Origin of the sequence: Sphingobacterium sp. JUb20, assembly GCF_004342035.1 — a bacterium.
Taxonomy (GTDB): Bacteria; Bacteroidota; Bacteroidia; order Sphingobacteriales; family Sphingobacteriaceae; genus Sphingobacterium; species Sphingobacterium anhuiense.
Genome location: NZ_SLYV01000002.1, coordinates 15382 through 31010 on the forward strand (window position 1 = coordinate 15382; position 15629 = coordinate 31010).

A 15629-nucleotide genomic window follows, 5' to 3' on the forward strand; every position below is an offset into this window, starting at 1 on the left:
AGGTTAGTTGATTAGAGGGTTAGAACGTTATGGTGTCCGGAGTTTGTGGTTAAATAGTTTAACTATTTTCAATAAATTATGTAAATTGGAGCTTTCTTATTTAACTGTTATGATATGATAAAGTCTTTTTTACCGCTTTTTTTTGTTTTATCGAGCTTGTGTTCGTTTGGACAGTCTACAACCAGAATTGAGGCCTCTCCAATAGAGGTTATGCCTGCTGCTTCTGGCTTTTTTTCCGAAATTAAGGTGGAAAATATAGAAGGGGTACTTTCTAAGAATTTAACGATTTACTCTTTCGATGTAATTTATAATGGTAAGGTAATTGCCAGAGAGGGAGTTAAAAAATCAATTGAAGGAGCAGGAAGTGAACTAGCGGCTATGAGTCGATTGAGCTATGAATTGCTTTTTCCTTACGCAGTATTTGAAACGGAAGATCTTTTGACTTTATTAGAAGAAAAACGAGTGGAAACAAAGAAAATCGGTGAGATGAAGTATCTTAAAACACCTGATTTTACTTTAATTGAAAAAGATGAAAGTGGTCAATGGAAAGTTGCCACTCCTCTGGGAAATAAAGTCATTATTAAACTTTATAAAGAAACAGTAAATTAACACCTATTTTACTATTTAGGAATATATAAAACATGCTACACATGAAGTATGGCATGTTTTGTTATTAGATCGTCTGATGTAGATGGCGAGTCTGGTATTTCCTTAAGTCTTCCTCTTTAAGATGTGTTCCTGATAAGCGCTCGGTCGCATGCCCACCCTCTTGAAGAAAAAATCGGAAAAACTGCTCACCTCGCTATAGCCACAATAAGTGGCTGTTTCACTTACAGTGTACAGGGCTAACTTTTCTTTTGCTTTTATAACAATAAGTTCGTGCAGGTACTGTTGCAGAGTCAGGCCAAAATACTGCTTGTGTACAGCAATGAGCCGTTTGTGCCCGACACTGAATTTTTCAGATAATCCACTTAGTGATAGATTGCTAAATTCTTGACTAACGAGGTCTTGTATAGCGCCTCGTACACGTTTAGCAAGATCTTCATTTGGATCAAGCCATTCATAACTTGTAAATTGTTTGAACTTAGCAATGTCAAATAGGCTATAGAGCATTTTGATTATCTCGGCTTCATGACCGGAATGGTAATGAAAAAAAATCTCTTCTAATCGCTGGATCTGATAACTCGTTTTTTCTTTGATAGGCCAGATCGGGGTCTGGAATAATTTCTTTTTATCCCGTAATCGTGCGGTTCTAAATTCATAGAGAAAGCTATGTGAGGGAAAGATGTTAGCCCGAATAAAACCTACATCAATTAATAAACCATAGACAAGATAATGACCGTACTGAAGGTGGACGGAAAATTTTCCTTTTGGTACATAGGCGTACGTGCCATGTCCACCTGGTAGCTGAATATGATCTTCGCTTTTGTTGTTTTTGATAATAATTTGACTTGGGGATTTGAAAGCATAAAGCAGATGAAAATCTGATTTTTCTGTTTTAAGGGGCAAGATACAGTCTGCTTCAGCATATGCTTCAATACGGTATAAGAGTACTGAATGATAGTCCAAATAGGTCTCCATAAGCTGTATGTTTTCGGCTTCGTGCCTAACTGTAGTAGCATCGGGATGCTGTGGCAGAAAGTTGTGCATTGGTCCGCTGAACTGTGCAACTTCGGGTATAGGAAAGTGATAGGTTTTGATCATTGATTAGGTGGTTAGATAGCTAGAAGGTTAGTTGGTTACTTCATTGTAATTAGATTATAGTAATTAGATAAGCGAGTCATGGTTTTTACTGAGTTACTTGTCACTATATTACTGATTACTGGGTTAACTGGCTAGACTATTACGGGTTAGACTTATATGTTACTTATTCTCTCGATTATTAAAAGAAAAATTAGTCTATAATAATAATTACCTGTTTAATTGATAAAAATATTTCTGAATAGGTGTTTTTATAAGGTGAATGTAGGGGTTTTAAGAGGTTAAATATTTTATGGCTTTTAAAAGCGTGTAAATAGAGCTGTTATGTGTATTGGGAAATTATTTTCATCAAGTTGAATAGTAGTGCGATTTTAGGGTAAATGTAAGGGCCCTAAATGAACGGTTATCGGCGCCAGATAACTGATGGTATTACTATTTATAAATGAAAAATCATGAAAAGAGACGAATCACTTATTATGGAAATTAAATTGCCTCAAGAAGTAGGTCAGCCTTTTACGGAGATTAAACGCTATTTGGCCTTCCTGGGCGACGAAAAGAAAAGCGATATTATTTGGCTGTAAAGTTTATTTGGCTGTCTATTATTTATAGACAGCCTTTTTATCAATCCTTCAATACTTTGTTTATGAACCTAACCACACATTTGTGCAGGGACAGTACTGCTTTTAAATTCCGTGAGATTGCACATTATACAACCAATATATATGGGGTGTTCCCAGAACTGACGACTGCACGGTGTTATGAAATGATGCAAACGCAACAGTCTTTGCAACGTCACGTTTTGACCAAAAATGACCGTGAAGATCTGAACAGACAATTACGCGTTATTATTTCACAGCTCGATGTAACGCAACAAGGCTGTATCTGGTTTTCTTTTCATATGGGACCTTACCATTTATTGCCTCATCTATTGCTCCGGTTAAATGTGAAGCTCTATGTCTTGGTGAGCCAACAGGTATATGACGACTATAGCCAAGAACTTAGTTTAACGCAGTATGGTGAAAACATCCGTTTAATTAATGTGCAAGATCAGGCTGCAATCTGGCATATTAACCATGCTCTGAAAACGGGGCTACAATTACTCGTATATTTAGATGGAAATATGGGCGTTGGCCAACAGTTGAAACATAGCATGCAGCTCCCGTTGGGAGATCGATGGTGGTCATTAAGTTCTGTACTGGCAAAACTGGCTCGATATCATCAAATACCGGTCGTACCTATTTGGCTACTCGTTAAACCGGGTGAAGGCATGCAGCTTAAACTTGGCAAAATACAGATCATTACTGATGCAACAGTATTTCTACAGGATCTCTTTCTGCAATTTTATCATGATCTGCTGTGTTATCCAGCGCAGTGGAAAGGCTGGCTATTTGTGCATCATGATATCCGGTCGACTCCCATAAAGTTGGAAAATACAAAGACACCACATAGTTACCCCGAATTTATTCCTTATCCGATTTCAGATCAATATTTTTTATTGGAACGGGTGACAGGACTTTTTTATCCTGTGGATTCTTTGCTTTACCAGCATATTATGAGGAAAATGAAAACCGAATTGAACCTAAACTTTGAATTATTTTAAAAAATAAGTATATTAATGATTTGTTAAGATAATTTCTTGCTATCCTGTAAACCTAAATGTTATTTTTTGATATGCTCGAAAAACGAATTGTTTATCGCTTACCTTGGTATGTTGTCTTCTTTTTATTAATAAGCTATAGCTTTTTATTCTATCAGGTAAATCAAGCTAGTTTTGTTGATTTACCCATTGTGCAATTTTTCTTTATTGCCGTAGCTTATAGCAGTGTTTTTCTAGCTGTTAGACATTTTATGGTTGATAAGTCGGGATATTTTCGGCGAGGTTTGAAGATACTACTTTATATACTCTGCTTATACATGCTGTATTTCCTACTGGTTGTCACTTTACTGTTTTTACTTCCCAGACAGTGGACAAGTTCTATTTATAAACCTCATCTCACTATTTCTCTATTGCAGGTGGGGCTGGGGCTGGCTGTATTCTTTTTTAAATATAGCTTATATGCTTGTTTGCTCGTTTTGTTCGAGTCGCGGATAAGTGCTCTGGTATGGATGGGAAAACGGTTGCTGCTCGTCAAAAAGTTACAGATCCGCAATAACATGTTCCGTCGTGATGCCTCGCAAGGGAAGGTTCGAGCACTGGTACGTGAGGAGGTAGCACACCTGTTACGCAACTTACTGCAACAGTTATATGCTTGGAAAGTTGTTTCTCAAACCGAAAAGCAACATGTTGATCGGTTGCTTCATTATGTATTAGATGGCTTGTCGGATGAAAAACTGCAGTTTGTTACAATGGATCAAGAGATGGAAGCGGTCGAACGGCTTAACCAGATCTACCACGATAGGCAGGTAGATCTGCTGTATCCTGACCGTTTGGGAGGCCACCTGGTACCACGTTTTATGCTTGTATCACTCCTGCAAAACTGCCAGAAACATGGGGTGCATGATAGTTCCGCGCTCTTAGAGATACAGCTGAGCAGGTACATGATGCATATTAAGGTGTATAATAAGATCGCTCATGATAAAAACTGGCAGATCGGAACGGATGGAACAGGTATGGACCGATGGCGTGACATTGTAAGGTATTTTTATGCCGATGCGGCGGAGGTTCTCATTGAGATGCAGGATGACCATTATTTACTGACGATTACGATTGACTACAAAAAACAAATTTGATAAATTATGTTGAAGAAAATTAGAGTTGGAATAATCGATGATGACCAGCAGGCTATAGATTTTTTAAGTGCCTATGTTGCAAAGACCGATGGACTGGTAAAAGTTTTTGAAACAGTTGATCCACAAAAGGGACTGACAAAGGTGAAGACAGGTACCATTGATTTATTGATAGTGGATATGATGATGGCTAATCTTTCAGGTATAGAATTGATCGCTCAGATCAAAGAACTGCAACGGCCAAGCCGAAAGTCCAGACTGGGTATGCAAGTGATCATCTGTTCCGGTACAGATAAATATGCTGCCGCAAGCTATCATTATGATGTGACCGATTACCTGCCAAAACCGCTGGAATATTTACGTTTTGTAGAAGCTGTCGACAAAGTAAAACAGTATTGGAATGAAAGGCACCCTATACTCATACCCAATGAACAGATTTTTCTGGTCAAAGTTGGAAGTATGTACCATCATAAGTTGATACGGATACCTGAAATTATTTTTTTGGAGGCCGATGGTATGGAGTGTATTTTGTGGTTTGGCGATGCGGTCAAGATTGTTGTCGGAAAACCAATGTCTTATGTATTGGAGCGGTTACCTCGTGAACGTTTTATTCAATGCCACCGTTCATTTGTGGTCAATACAGACTATATCGTTGATATTTTCAACAAGGAAATTAAGATGCGATATCTGGCAAATGAGGTGTCGGTCGGTGACCGAAATATTTATAAGGAATTTAGGTTATGGGAAGTGTCTAATAAATTGTGATGCAGCAGTTTAAATATTTGTCAGATGTTCAGGATGTTATGATCCTGAAGAACCAGTCTGAGTAAATTAATACTGAATATTAATTTTCAAGTTTTCACTGCGCTCCCATCAGGAAGTACGCTAACCGTTTATGGTCTTGTTTATGCCCAGTAGCTATGTCAAAAATCAAGCTTATCGAACAGATGCAACAGACTTTAACCCAATTGATGCAATATGAGGTTAAGCCTCTGCTGTCCGATATTCCGTACGAATATTTACTGAAGGAGACCATCGCGCGCTTTCCTGCTGACCCGACCTCCCCTCAGGTTCTGTCGAACATATATGAATTTGTATGTCTTGCCTCTCCTCATCTTAAGGAGCAACAGGTTCAACAAGAAAACATACCTCCTTATGTCGATATTGAATGGATCTGCTCGGTGCTGGATATTAGTAGATCTACTTTTTACGAATCTGTCAACCGCATATTACTTTTTCCAGTCGTGAAAGTCGGAAGGCGCCCTTATTTTTTAAAATCGGAGGTCGCAGCTCTATTTGAAAGAACCAAAGGGATGGGGCCTCATATTTTAGGGAAATTAGCAAGTAAAGCCCGAAAAAATTTAATCGATTGACTATTCCCAAGTCTTTCTTGAATCACTCTTTTGCGTCGGCTATCCACAATTTGTGAATAAACATGCCCTAATTGTGAATGAGGGATTACTTATCCACAATTAGGGCATAGCTGTTGAAAAATAGGGAACACTTATTATAAAATAGCATTCACTATTTCTAAAACTTCGATCTAAGTCTCAGCAAAGTTATCCCCGGATTGTGAATAAGGGGATAATTATTGTGGAAAGACGCTCACTTGTTAACAGCATTGTCTTGCTCATTCTTAAAAAGTGAACCTTCATCGCCAAACTGTGTTCGAGTTTTTAAAATTATCATTCCTTCATGTTAAACGTTGAGTGCTGTCTTGTCGATAGGTAGTCGATCTTTCTAAAGAAGTGCGCCCTTCTTATAAAAGAGCATCTGCTTTTAACAAATTTTCTGATGCTTGTTCTCAAGTTAGGAATGCTCAAAGTTAAATAGTATCACACTTTGATGCGCTATATCAGATATATGTCTTGATTATTGCCTGGAATCAGTTCTTTTTTCACAAATCTTTTGAATTTGTTTGTCCGGAAGTCCGCTCGGTCGTCCGTTAATGTCCGTTAGTGTCCGGAAGTTCCATTTCATGCAGGCACCTCGGCTATGTTTGCTTCATGATGTTCGTCCGGAAGTGCATCTGAAACTAATTTTTTAACGGAGCGGAAGCTCAATAACACCTAAGTGATATGAGAAAGAAAAAAGTAATCCTGGACTATTCAGGAATCAGCGATCATGAATTCAATACCATGATCGGAAAGGTGCTGGACTGTTTGGATGGGCACACACTTTTGACCGATTTGCCCATTCCATTAGCTGATCTGACAACACAGGCTGATGATTTTAAACTGAAGTGGCAGAAAGCGAGCCGAGGTGGAAGTCTTTTGGAAATTGAAGAGAAGAATGAGAGTAAGAAGGCGTTGGTCCAAAGTTTACGGAGTATTGCTTTTTATGTCAATACCGTTGCCGATGGCTCCCGCTCCATCTTATTGAGCTCGGGATTGATTTTGGAACTTGACCCTAGAAACGTAGAGGTACCTGCTGTGGTCAAAGAGGTGGCATTACTTGATGGAAAACAGCGTGATCAGTTGCAGATCCGATTTAAGCCTCTTAAAGAAGCGATTTTGTATGAGTATCAGGTATCGAATGAACTTGATCAGTTTGAACAACCGATATGGGGAGAGACTTTTCAGGCGAGTTCGAGTTATGGGAATGTTTTTTCGCCTACTAAACCCGGTTATGTTTACTACCTAAGGGTGCGTGCACGTAATAGAAGGGGCATCGGTGATTGGTGTGATGTGGTCAGTTTAACAGCTCGCTAAAACGGTATGGGAAATGTGCTGGTGCAGCGAATCAGACAGGGGAAGCAAAGTACCCTGTCTCATCTCTATATCGATGGAGAATTTGTGTGTTATGTATTGGAAGATGCCATTCGCGATGTGAAAATCAAAGGTGAAACGGCAATTCCCACCGGAAGGTATTCCCTGGTCTTAAATACCTATGGCGCCATGAATGCGCGGTATAAACGCCGGTTTCCGGACTTTCATCAGGGTATGATCGAGATCAAAGAGATTCCGAATTATAGCTATGTTTATATCCATATCGGAAATAATATTGGTGATACTTCTGGTTGCATCCTGGTTGGTAACAGTTATGAATTGATCGATGGGGACTATGAGCTAAGGAAATCGAGGAAAGCATATATCTCTTTATATAAAATGCTGATCGACAAAATGGCATATGATGCAGTTTGTGTGCAAGTTGATAACCAAATGCTAGACAGTAACGGAGTAATCTAGTAATGATGTTAGAGAGTGAGAAGGTTAGTAAGTGAGAAAGGTTTAACTAACTAACTAACTAACTAACTAACCTCTAGCTTTCTAACCTTTTAAAAAAAAACAATGAAAAAAATCATAAAAAAAATAAGCGGTGCTATACAGATCATCTTACTGGCGCCAGTGAAGTTACCTGCTAAAGTGTTGAATGTCCTTAAATATATCGGACTTGGAATGGGTATTATTGAGTCTGTAATAGCAGAAGAGGAAGAAGTAGAAGCGAAAAATAATGCACAAATACGCCCTTCAAATGGCCTGTCGCATGGTGTAGAAGGTGGTGCCGGCGCTATAAAACCTCCAGATCGCATCGTAAAATATGACCTGGAAACTGGAAAGGAGATCTTGGATGAAACTGAATGATATCCGGATTTCGGCACTAGGGGGAACTATCTGCTCCATATGGGCAAGTTTCTCCTTTGGTGATCTTTTTCAGACAGCACTCCTCGCTGCGGTTGGGACAGTGGTGAGTTTTGTGACGAGTAGACTATTAGGGAAGCTAAGGAAAAGAAAGTAGAATGTTGATAGTGAAGGTGTAGTATTACTTTTTATACTCTAGAAATATCTCTTAATGTTTCTTTACACCTTACAATAGAAAAGGCTGCAACTGTAAAAAGTTACAGCCTTTTTTTGAAATAGTTCGTGTTCGGATAGTATCATTTGATACTATCAAGCGGTAAATGATTATCATAAAAAAGCCTCCCCCGATTAAGGAGAAGGCCATGTGTAAATAGGTAGGTATTAGTTTCTTTAGTTCGCAGTTAATGCTACTGCATTTAACTGTCTTGATGTTCCATCTGGACCGACAGCGACAATGTTATCAAAGATAACACGGGTGCCCGGTGTGATACCGTTCAAGGCAGATGCCATGCTTGAACTTAATTGACCGCCTGAAGTGGATAGCACAATGGCATCAGCACGTGGTTTTGCAATGATCATTGTAAATTTAGTCACCTTAAAGTTCGCATCAAAGTCAAAGTTGTCCAGTTTCGCAAAGATCGCATTTTGTGCTTTCAACGCCACGGTAGCCATACTGCCACCTGTTTTTCCTGCAAATTTTGCAATTGGATCTGGAATACGTTTAACACGGAATTCCGTGGTACTCAAGGTCTGCATTTTGCCCGGTGCTACTTCAGCACTAATAGAAATGCGTGCAGTACCTGGTGAGGAAACACGGGCATTGTACTTACCGCCTGATCCTGAAAGGCTACCGCCTGTCATGCTAACTTTTACCTTATCTGTTGGTGTTCCTGCAGCAGAAACGGATAATGGGTTATCAACACCGATGTATAGTACATTCATCTTATCCGGTGATACTACTGCCGAAGGGCGTGCCACCTGATAGGTCTGTGTCGCTGTACGGTATTCCTTCATCGAACCATCCGTTTGTTTCACCTGCACAACTCCGGTCCAAGAGAAGATACCTTCCTTGCTTGTTGATACATTATACACTCCTTTTCCATCAACAATCTGTAATGGAGAACCATTGACACTGATGGCTGGTTGTGATTTAGAATCTGAAGCGGTTAAAAATACTTCTGCTTTATAGGGTTGTCCCTGTACCAAATAGGAGGTCGGAGCAACAGCTACTGCCGCAAATTTATCCAGATTAACTACTGCCTGATCCATTTTGCCTAGGATCAATTTTACCATATCCGATTCCGCATTTTGAGCATCGGTCTGGATTTTGGTCAAAATAGTCATCGCGGCTGTTAGTGGTGTACCACTTCCGAAATTGATTTCTTCCCAGCTTTTCTTGCCGTTGACAGATTTTTCAGGATCCTTTGCTTCCAATGAAAAGGAAACACTTTTTTGTTCTTCTGGGGTCAATAAAGCTAGGAGCTTAGCTCTTGTTTCATTGATCTTATCCTTTAAGACGGTTCCTTTTTTCTCATTGATCATCAGATTCGGCGAAATATCTTCGTTTTCTCTTTTAACAAGATCTCCCTTTTCAGGATCAATACCGCCACCTTGCTTGGTAAAATCTTCTTTTAGTGAGCTGATATAGGTGTTCAGTTCTCCGATGATCGCCTGTGCTTTTTTAGCTTTATCGTAGATCGGTTTTGCACGAGCAGGCTCTTCCTTTAATTTGGTGCTTTCAAATGCCGAGAACAATTGCTGTACGGCAGTGTTGACATTTGAGCGAGATGATTCGAGGCTATTGTTGATGTTTTTAAATGCATCCAAGATCGTATCGGGCACATTCAATGCAAGTAATGCAAGTAGTACCAGATAAAGAATGCTGATCATTCTCTGTCTTGGTGTCTCTCTTCCTAATGCCATTTTTATTGATTTAGATTATACATGGATGAATTAAACACGTGGTTGGTTCATTGCACTCAACATATTGCCATAGATCGCATTTAAAGCGTTTAGGTTTTTTGCCAGCTTGCCAACTTCTTCTTTGAATGCTTTAGAATCATCCAATGACTCATTGAAGTTTTGCATCGTATAACTTAAATTTTCATAAAATTGGTTCATCGATTTTAAGTGCGTAGCAGAATCCTGTAGTTCACGCTCGTACATACCATTCAATTGTTGCAGGTTTGTTGTCAGCTTATTCACCTGTTCGTGGTAGCTGGCAGTATCTGCGGATGAATTGGACATCTGTACCAAATTAGCAGAAGCCTGCTCAAAAGCAACACTCATGCTGTCAAATTTGGATGTTGCCAGTTTCAGCTTTTGTGTGAAATCTTCTGTTGCCAAAGAAACATCTGAAATTTTATTGATCGCCGACATTTTTTCGCTGAAATCACGTAATCCTCTTCCTAAATTGCCGATACTTGTCTCGTCAATATTAGCATCTGCAAACATTTTGTCCAAAGCTACAGTAGCAGAAGGTCCCGCAGGTGTGTTCACGACCGTTGCACTTCTGGTAGGTAGTTCACCGGTATAGTTTTCATCCAATTCTGGATATACGCGGCTCCAATCTGGTTCTGGTGCAGGAGGGTTGAGACCCATTAGAAAAAATAAGAAGGCTTCAACTCCTAATCCGATTCCGATCATATAATTGGCATAGGAACCGCCGATGTGGAGAATCTTGAACAGTACACCGATGATGACAATACTCGCTCCCCAAGAGATGGCGACATTTAACCATTTCGAATTGTCTTTTTTCTTACTCATAGTTTTTGTTGTTATAAATGTATTTAAATTGATTACTACTTTGGTTCTTGATATCTTTTTATGTAAAACGTATTTTTCACTTTTTTTAATATAAAATGATATAACAAAAGAAATTATTTGCTTTTCGAGCCACACAGCATATTATTTGCGATCTTATTCAGATAGCGCTACATGTGCATGAATGGGTAGGAAAAGATTGCGTCTGTTAAATACAAAAATCAAACCATATTTAATCTTGAAATAAAAATGACGTAGAAAAGATGGATAAATTCTTATTATATTAATCTTCTCCTTATATCGTTCCATTTCATCTTTCTGTACAGAAAGGAAATTAATTGTTTACGACATTAAATAGCAATTTCAAAAAATATAGGCGTAGCCTTTACAACTTAACTGTAAAAAGCTGTTTCACAATATGTTTTTTCTGATACCAGTCGTTGTATACAAATTCTATTGTACTTGCTTTTAAACAACCAAAATCAGCATTTCTATAATAATCTAATAAGTCTGAAAATTTTTCAGGCTCTTTTAATGTTGTTTGGAAACGTGCTGTGGTGATATGAGCTGTAGATAACATATACCTAGTGTCTATGCTTTGTCTAAGTTGTGAGCTATTAAAATTATCTCGTAATTGGCTCCTTAAATTTTCCAATTGATTATTAATCGGAAATCCTTGAATAAGTATAGCCTCCTGAGATGCTGTAACTCCTTTAAAATGTATGCTTATATCGGAAATACGATGTAAACTTTCTTTGATTATTTGTATATATTTTGATATATCTATCTGATTTAATTTAAAGTCTTGGGTGCATGAGATAATTGATAAAACAGTAATATGCATATCTGTAACTGGTTGATAATACGGAGTGTTATCAATATGACGCATACGTTCTTGAAAATAATGAATTTTTTCTTTGATATTTTCACTAGGTCTAATAATAACCGTCAGACCCCGTCGGGTATCATCTATATCATGAATTAAGCTATCAGTCAATATTTCCCCACTGCGGATTTTCGTTATAGCAGTATGATACATGTTATTATAGTGATTGGTTAGGTTCATGTGTAAGATGTAAATTTGTAAATGCTACTCTAAGATAGCCGTTTTGATGGTTTTTTTTATAATATTGTGAACAACAAATGGTATCTAAGTATAGGAAATGAAAAGTCTCAAAGCAGATTAGCCGTAGTATTTAATCCAAAAAATCGTTATATAGGTTTAAATTAAGACTCATCAATGATGAGCGACGTTTTTATAAACTATATTTAATTTTTTAGCTAAAAGCCAATTTTTTGCTACTGAAATTCTTATATAATTCTTCCTTAAAATACGACTGTTTTTATTTAAAATAGATCGCTGTACTTTTGTCGGTATACGTGAAAATTCGTTTTTTATCAGTGATATGTCACGCAATAAAATGAAATTGTTACTATATTTAGCAAATGCAAAGCATATATTTGTTTACCATGCTTTCAACTTTTACTTAATCTTATAAGTGTATCCATGATCGCTCATGATAGTTTAATATTAGCAATTCTTAATGATTCCCCTCAAGCAACGGCTATCTACGATAACGGTGATCTGAATATTGCTTATGCTAATCAGGGTATGCTGGATATTTGGTGTGCTGATGATTCCATCATTGGAAGAACCTTATGCGCCTGTTTCCCAAATTTTGTACAGGAAGGTTTTTGTTCTATTCTTAAAAATGTATGGAAGACAGGGATTACTTATAATGCCACGGAAGTCGCCGCCAATATTGTGGTGGGAGACAGAAAAATCAAACGTTATTTCGACTTTGAGTATAAAGCGATACTTGATGAGAAGGGAGAGACTTACGCTATCCTGCACACGGCAAGTGATGTGACTGAAAGAAAATTGGCTAATAACCGAATGGAAAGACAGCGTGAGGAGCTTTCATTAAGTTATAAATTGGACCGTTTGGCCAGTACCTTATCGCACGATCTGAAAAATCCATTATCTGTTTTAAAGATGGGAAATGATTTTCTGCTTAAAAATGAAGATCTTTCAGTTGAGGTGGCTAAACGATGGTATAAAAACTTCTCTGAATCGATACAGAATATTGAATCCATCATCAACCAGACTTTGCAGCTCAATAAAGTACGTGGATCAAAAAATATGTCTGATTGTGTCGAGATCGATAAAAGGATCGGAGAATGGATTAATGAAGTGAAGCTGAATTTTCCAGAACAACAGATCGAATTTCAGTTAGGACATCTGTATTCTTTAAATGCAGACAGTGGTGCGGTATATCAGATTTTTGTTAATCTAATTGGTAATGCTGTGAAATTTGCCAATAGTAAAGGGGCATATCTGCATATTGATAGTGAAGAGACAGATCAAGGTATTGTCTACATTTTTGAGGATAATGGAATTGGTATTCCTGAAGATGAATTAACCAAAGTATTACTCATGGAAGTTCGGGGTACCAATTCTTCACATATAGTAGGGTCAGGAATTGGATTATCATTGGTAAAAGATCTAATGGAATTTATGGGTGGTACTATCAACCTTTCAAGTGCTATAGGAAAAGGAACAGTGGTTCGATTATTTTTTCCGCAAAGTGTTGAGGATTGCTAGGTGGGGGTGAGAAGGTGAGAGGGTTAGATCGTCGGATCTCTGTCACTGTGTTACTGTTTGTGATTGATAAGTAGTTCTTATACATCGTGCGAAGGGATTCCCAGCAATTTAGATAAGTTAATTTGCAGGTTATCATTTATAAACATATATTTAGCATTTGTAAACTTTAGGTGGGATATTTTTGATTAAGTTTATTAAACTATCAAGTATTTATGACCTAAGCGTATACACTTGAAGTAGCTAAATTCAATTTGTTGGCATCGATGACCCAATTATTAGATCTTAATGAACATCTGCTCCTCCAAAGATTGCGAGATGGAGATGCCTCTGCTTTTGAAATTTTATACAATTCCTATAAAACCCGTCTTGCGGCTAATCTTTTTAAATTATTAAAATCCTGGGATCAAGTTGAAGAAACTTTACAGGAGCTCTTCGTCCGCGTTTGGCAAAATAGAAGTCGTATTGATCCAGATAAATCTTTTCAGGCTTATCTTTACCGCATTGCCATAAACCTCGTAAACGACTATTACCGGAAAGTTGCCAGCGATAGAGAACTGGTTAATAAACTTTGGGAAAATGTGTCTGCGCTCTATACTACTGAGACTTTACAAGAACAAATACGTGCTGACGAAGAATTGATGCGAACCATTGAAAAACTTCCCGAGCGCCGCATGCTTGTCTTCAAACTATGCAAATTGGAAGGTAAAAGTTATGCTGAAGTTAGCAAATTCCTACAAATATCCGAAGCTGCAGTAAATGATCATATCACTAAAGCGAATAAATTTATTTTTGAAAACTATAACAAATCTCTTCCGATCATTTCTCTGTTGATGTGCACGGTATTGATGGAAGGTGTTTAGTGTGAGTAGAAGATAGGTTGCATCACGATTTATAATTCATCTGGAAATCGCTGATTATTAACGTCTATATTTTTAAATTATATTGCTGTTAATGAATATTTTATGTTTTATTTTTAAAATTTTATAATTCAGAGCTATTGGTTTTACCTGTTACTTCGTAATATCATAAACCAAGCCTGTGAAAAATAGCCCTTCAATATATTACCTCTTTCAAAAGTTTATCGATGGATCGATTAACAAACTTGAATACGATCAGTTAATACAGTATTTTGGTGAGGAATTATATGATCAGCAACTGGAAGATCTGATCAGACAGAAACTGAGTGAAGAACCTAGCGCTATAGATGAGGAAGCAATGGCAAAGACCATAGCTAATGTCGACCTTATTATTGGACAGCAGATCTCGGTTAAAATCAATAAAAAGAAACGAATACGTCAGCTTTATCCTTTTCTCGCTGCAGCAGTAATGCTTGTATTTGGGATATGTAGTTTTTTCTATTGGAACAAGCTCGATCTAATGGATAAACAAACCGTTAATCCAAAGATCAATGATATCTTGCCTGGGACAAATCAAGCCACCATTACGCTAGAGGATGGAACCCTTTATAAATTAAATGATAAAATTAGTGGTATCACAGCTCAGGGAGATCACATTCGGTATGCCGATGGTTCCTCAATCATAGTAAAAACACCCTCTTCTTTACTTTCTCTAACAACACCAAGGGGTGGTACCTATCAGATTACACTTCCGGACGGCACAAAGGTTTGGCTTAATGCGGATTCTAAATTAGATTTTCCAGTTCGATTTGCAAATAATAGTCGGAGCGTTAGCTTAAAAGGGGAAGCTTATTTCGAAGTGACTGCAGATGCTGCTCGGCCATTTGTTGTGCAAAGTAGCGGTCAGAAAGTAACGGTGCTCGGCACGCATTTTAATATTAATGCTTACGATGATGAGCTTGCTGTCAAAACAACGCTGCTAGAAGGAAGTGTACGAATTGATTCTAAATCGGAGAAATCTTTTCAATCTCTTATGCTATATCCTGGACAACAGTCAATTGTAACTTCTGATGCGATGAGCATGGAAAAGGTGGATCCAGACGATTATATCGATTGGAAAAATGGAAAGTTTGTCTTTAGTGATGAGTCCATAGCCTCCATTATGCGAAAAGTAGCACGGTGGTACGATGTCGATGTTGTATTTGAAGGAATAGATCAAAATGAAAAATTTTGGGGTTCTGTATCACGATTTGAAAACGTAATCAAAGTACTTGAAAATGTGGAACTCACGGGAGGAATAAATTTTGAAATTAAGGGACGAACTATTTTTGTTAAAAAGCTTAAATCTTAAGGTAGAAATTATATAAGAGATAAAATCATAAAAAATGAAGAGCA

General features: G+C 37.8%; 17 protein-coding genes. 13 read left to right on the plus strand and 4 right to left on the minus strand.

Annotated elements, in window-relative coordinates:
- The first annotated feature begins 114 nt into the window (after positions 1-114).
- Positions 115-609, plus strand: a complete 495-nt coding sequence (locus EDF66_RS03500) for a hypothetical protein (protein WP_132840662.1) — start codon at positions 115-117, stop codon at positions 607-609.
- 102 nt (positions 610-711) lie between these two features.
- Here EDF66_RS03500 and EDF66_RS03505 read toward each other — a convergent pair whose 3' ends face one another.
- On the minus strand, positions 712-1704 hold the full coding sequence (locus EDF66_RS03505; RefSeq protein ID WP_132840664.1) for an AraC family transcriptional regulator: 993 nt from the start codon (positions 1702-1704) through the stop codon (positions 712-714).
- 449 nt (positions 1705-2153) lie between these two features.
- Here EDF66_RS03505 and EDF66_RS26425 point away from each other — a divergent pair, with 449 nt between their 5' ends.
- From EDF66_RS26425 to EDF66_RS26005, 9 genes are all read left to right on the plus strand, one after another.
- Positions 2154-2282, plus strand: coding sequence for a hypothetical protein (locus EDF66_RS26425; protein ID WP_259193390.1), 129 nt, complete (start codon positions 2154-2156; stop codon positions 2280-2282).
- A gap of 62 nt (positions 2283-2344) precedes the next feature.
- On the plus strand, positions 2345-3301 hold the full coding sequence (locus EDF66_RS03510; RefSeq protein WP_132840666.1) for a hypothetical protein: 957 nt from the start codon (positions 2345-2347) through the stop codon (positions 3299-3301).
- Positions 3302-3372: 71 nt separating this feature from the next.
- The gene (locus EDF66_RS03515; RefSeq protein ID WP_132840668.1) at positions 3373-4431 is read left to right on the plus strand and encodes a hypothetical protein; all 1059 of its coding nucleotides are present in this window, start codon (positions 3373-3375) and stop codon (positions 4429-4431) included.
- A 6-nt stretch (positions 4432-4437) separates the two neighbouring features.
- The gene (locus EDF66_RS03520; protein WP_132840670.1) at positions 4438-5193 is read left to right on the plus strand and encodes a LytR/AlgR family response regulator transcription factor; all 756 of its coding nucleotides are present in this window, start codon (positions 4438-4440) and stop codon (positions 5191-5193) included.
- 155 nt (positions 5194-5348) lie between these two features.
- On the plus strand, positions 5349-5801 hold the full coding sequence (locus EDF66_RS03525; RefSeq protein WP_132840671.1) for a helix-turn-helix transcriptional regulator: 453 nt from the start codon (positions 5349-5351) through the stop codon (positions 5799-5801).
- Positions 5802-6506: 705 nt separating this feature from the next.
- A complete protein-coding gene (locus tag EDF66_RS03530; RefSeq protein ID WP_132840673.1) occupies positions 6507-7139 on the plus strand; it encodes a hypothetical protein in 633 nt (210 codons plus the stop codon).
- 6 nt (positions 7140-7145) lie between these two features.
- Positions 7146-7616: a DUF5675 family protein gene (locus tag EDF66_RS03535; protein ID WP_207898441.1), complete on the plus strand. Its 471-nt coding sequence runs from the start codon at positions 7146-7148 to the stop codon at positions 7614-7616.
- Positions 7617-7718: 102 nt separating this feature from the next.
- Entirely contained in the window at positions 7719-8012 is a 294-nt protein-coding gene (locus tag EDF66_RS03540) for a hypothetical protein (RefSeq protein ID WP_132840675.1), read from the plus strand.
- A complete protein-coding gene (locus tag EDF66_RS26005) occupies positions 7999-8166 on the plus strand; it encodes a DUF3810 domain-containing protein (RefSeq protein WP_165902351.1) in 168 nt (55 codons plus the stop codon). The genes EDF66_RS03540 and EDF66_RS26005 overlap by 14 nt, the downstream gene beginning before the upstream one ends.
- Before the next feature lie 233 nt (positions 8167-8399).
- Here the strand turns inward: EDF66_RS26005 and gldM are convergent, their stop codons facing one another.
- The 3 genes from gldM to EDF66_RS03555 all read right to left on the minus strand — a co-directional run bounded on the left by gldM (position 8400) and on the right by EDF66_RS03555 (position 11838).
- The gene (gldM, locus tag EDF66_RS03545; protein ID WP_132840677.1) at positions 8400-9932 is read right to left on the minus strand and encodes a gliding motility protein GldM; all 1533 of its coding nucleotides are present in this window, start codon (positions 9930-9932) and stop codon (positions 8400-8402) included.
- A 30-nt stretch (positions 9933-9962) separates the two neighbouring features.
- Positions 9963-10775: a gliding motility protein GldL gene (gldL, locus tag EDF66_RS03550; RefSeq protein ID WP_132840678.1), complete on the minus strand. Its 813-nt coding sequence runs from the start codon at positions 10773-10775 to the stop codon at positions 9963-9965.
- Positions 10776-11157: 382 nt separating this feature from the next.
- Positions 11158-11838 carry a mutarotase gene (locus tag EDF66_RS03555; protein ID WP_132840680.1) on the minus strand — a complete coding sequence of 227 codons (681 nt, stop codon included), beginning with the start codon at positions 11836-11838 and terminating at the stop codon, positions 11158-11160.
- A gap of 441 nt (positions 11839-12279) precedes the next feature.
- Here EDF66_RS03555 and EDF66_RS03560 point away from each other — a divergent pair, with 441 nt between their 5' ends.
- The 3 genes from EDF66_RS03560 (at position 12280) to EDF66_RS03570 (ending at position 15585) form a co-directional block, all read left to right on the plus strand.
- Positions 12280-13377: a PAS domain-containing sensor histidine kinase gene (locus EDF66_RS03560; RefSeq protein ID WP_132840682.1), complete on the plus strand. Its 1098-nt coding sequence runs from the start codon at positions 12280-12282 to the stop codon at positions 13375-13377.
- Between the two features lie 263 nt (positions 13378-13640).
- Positions 13641-14237 carry an RNA polymerase sigma factor gene (locus tag EDF66_RS03565; protein WP_132840684.1) on the plus strand — a complete coding sequence of 199 codons (597 nt, stop codon included), beginning with the start codon at positions 13641-13643 and terminating at the stop codon, positions 14235-14237.
- Positions 14238-14415: 178 nt separating this feature from the next.
- Complete coding sequence (locus EDF66_RS03570) at positions 14416-15585, plus strand: FecR family protein (RefSeq protein WP_132840686.1); 1170 nt, start codon at positions 14416-14418, stop codon at positions 15583-15585.
- Positions 15586-15629 lie beyond the last annotated feature (44 nt).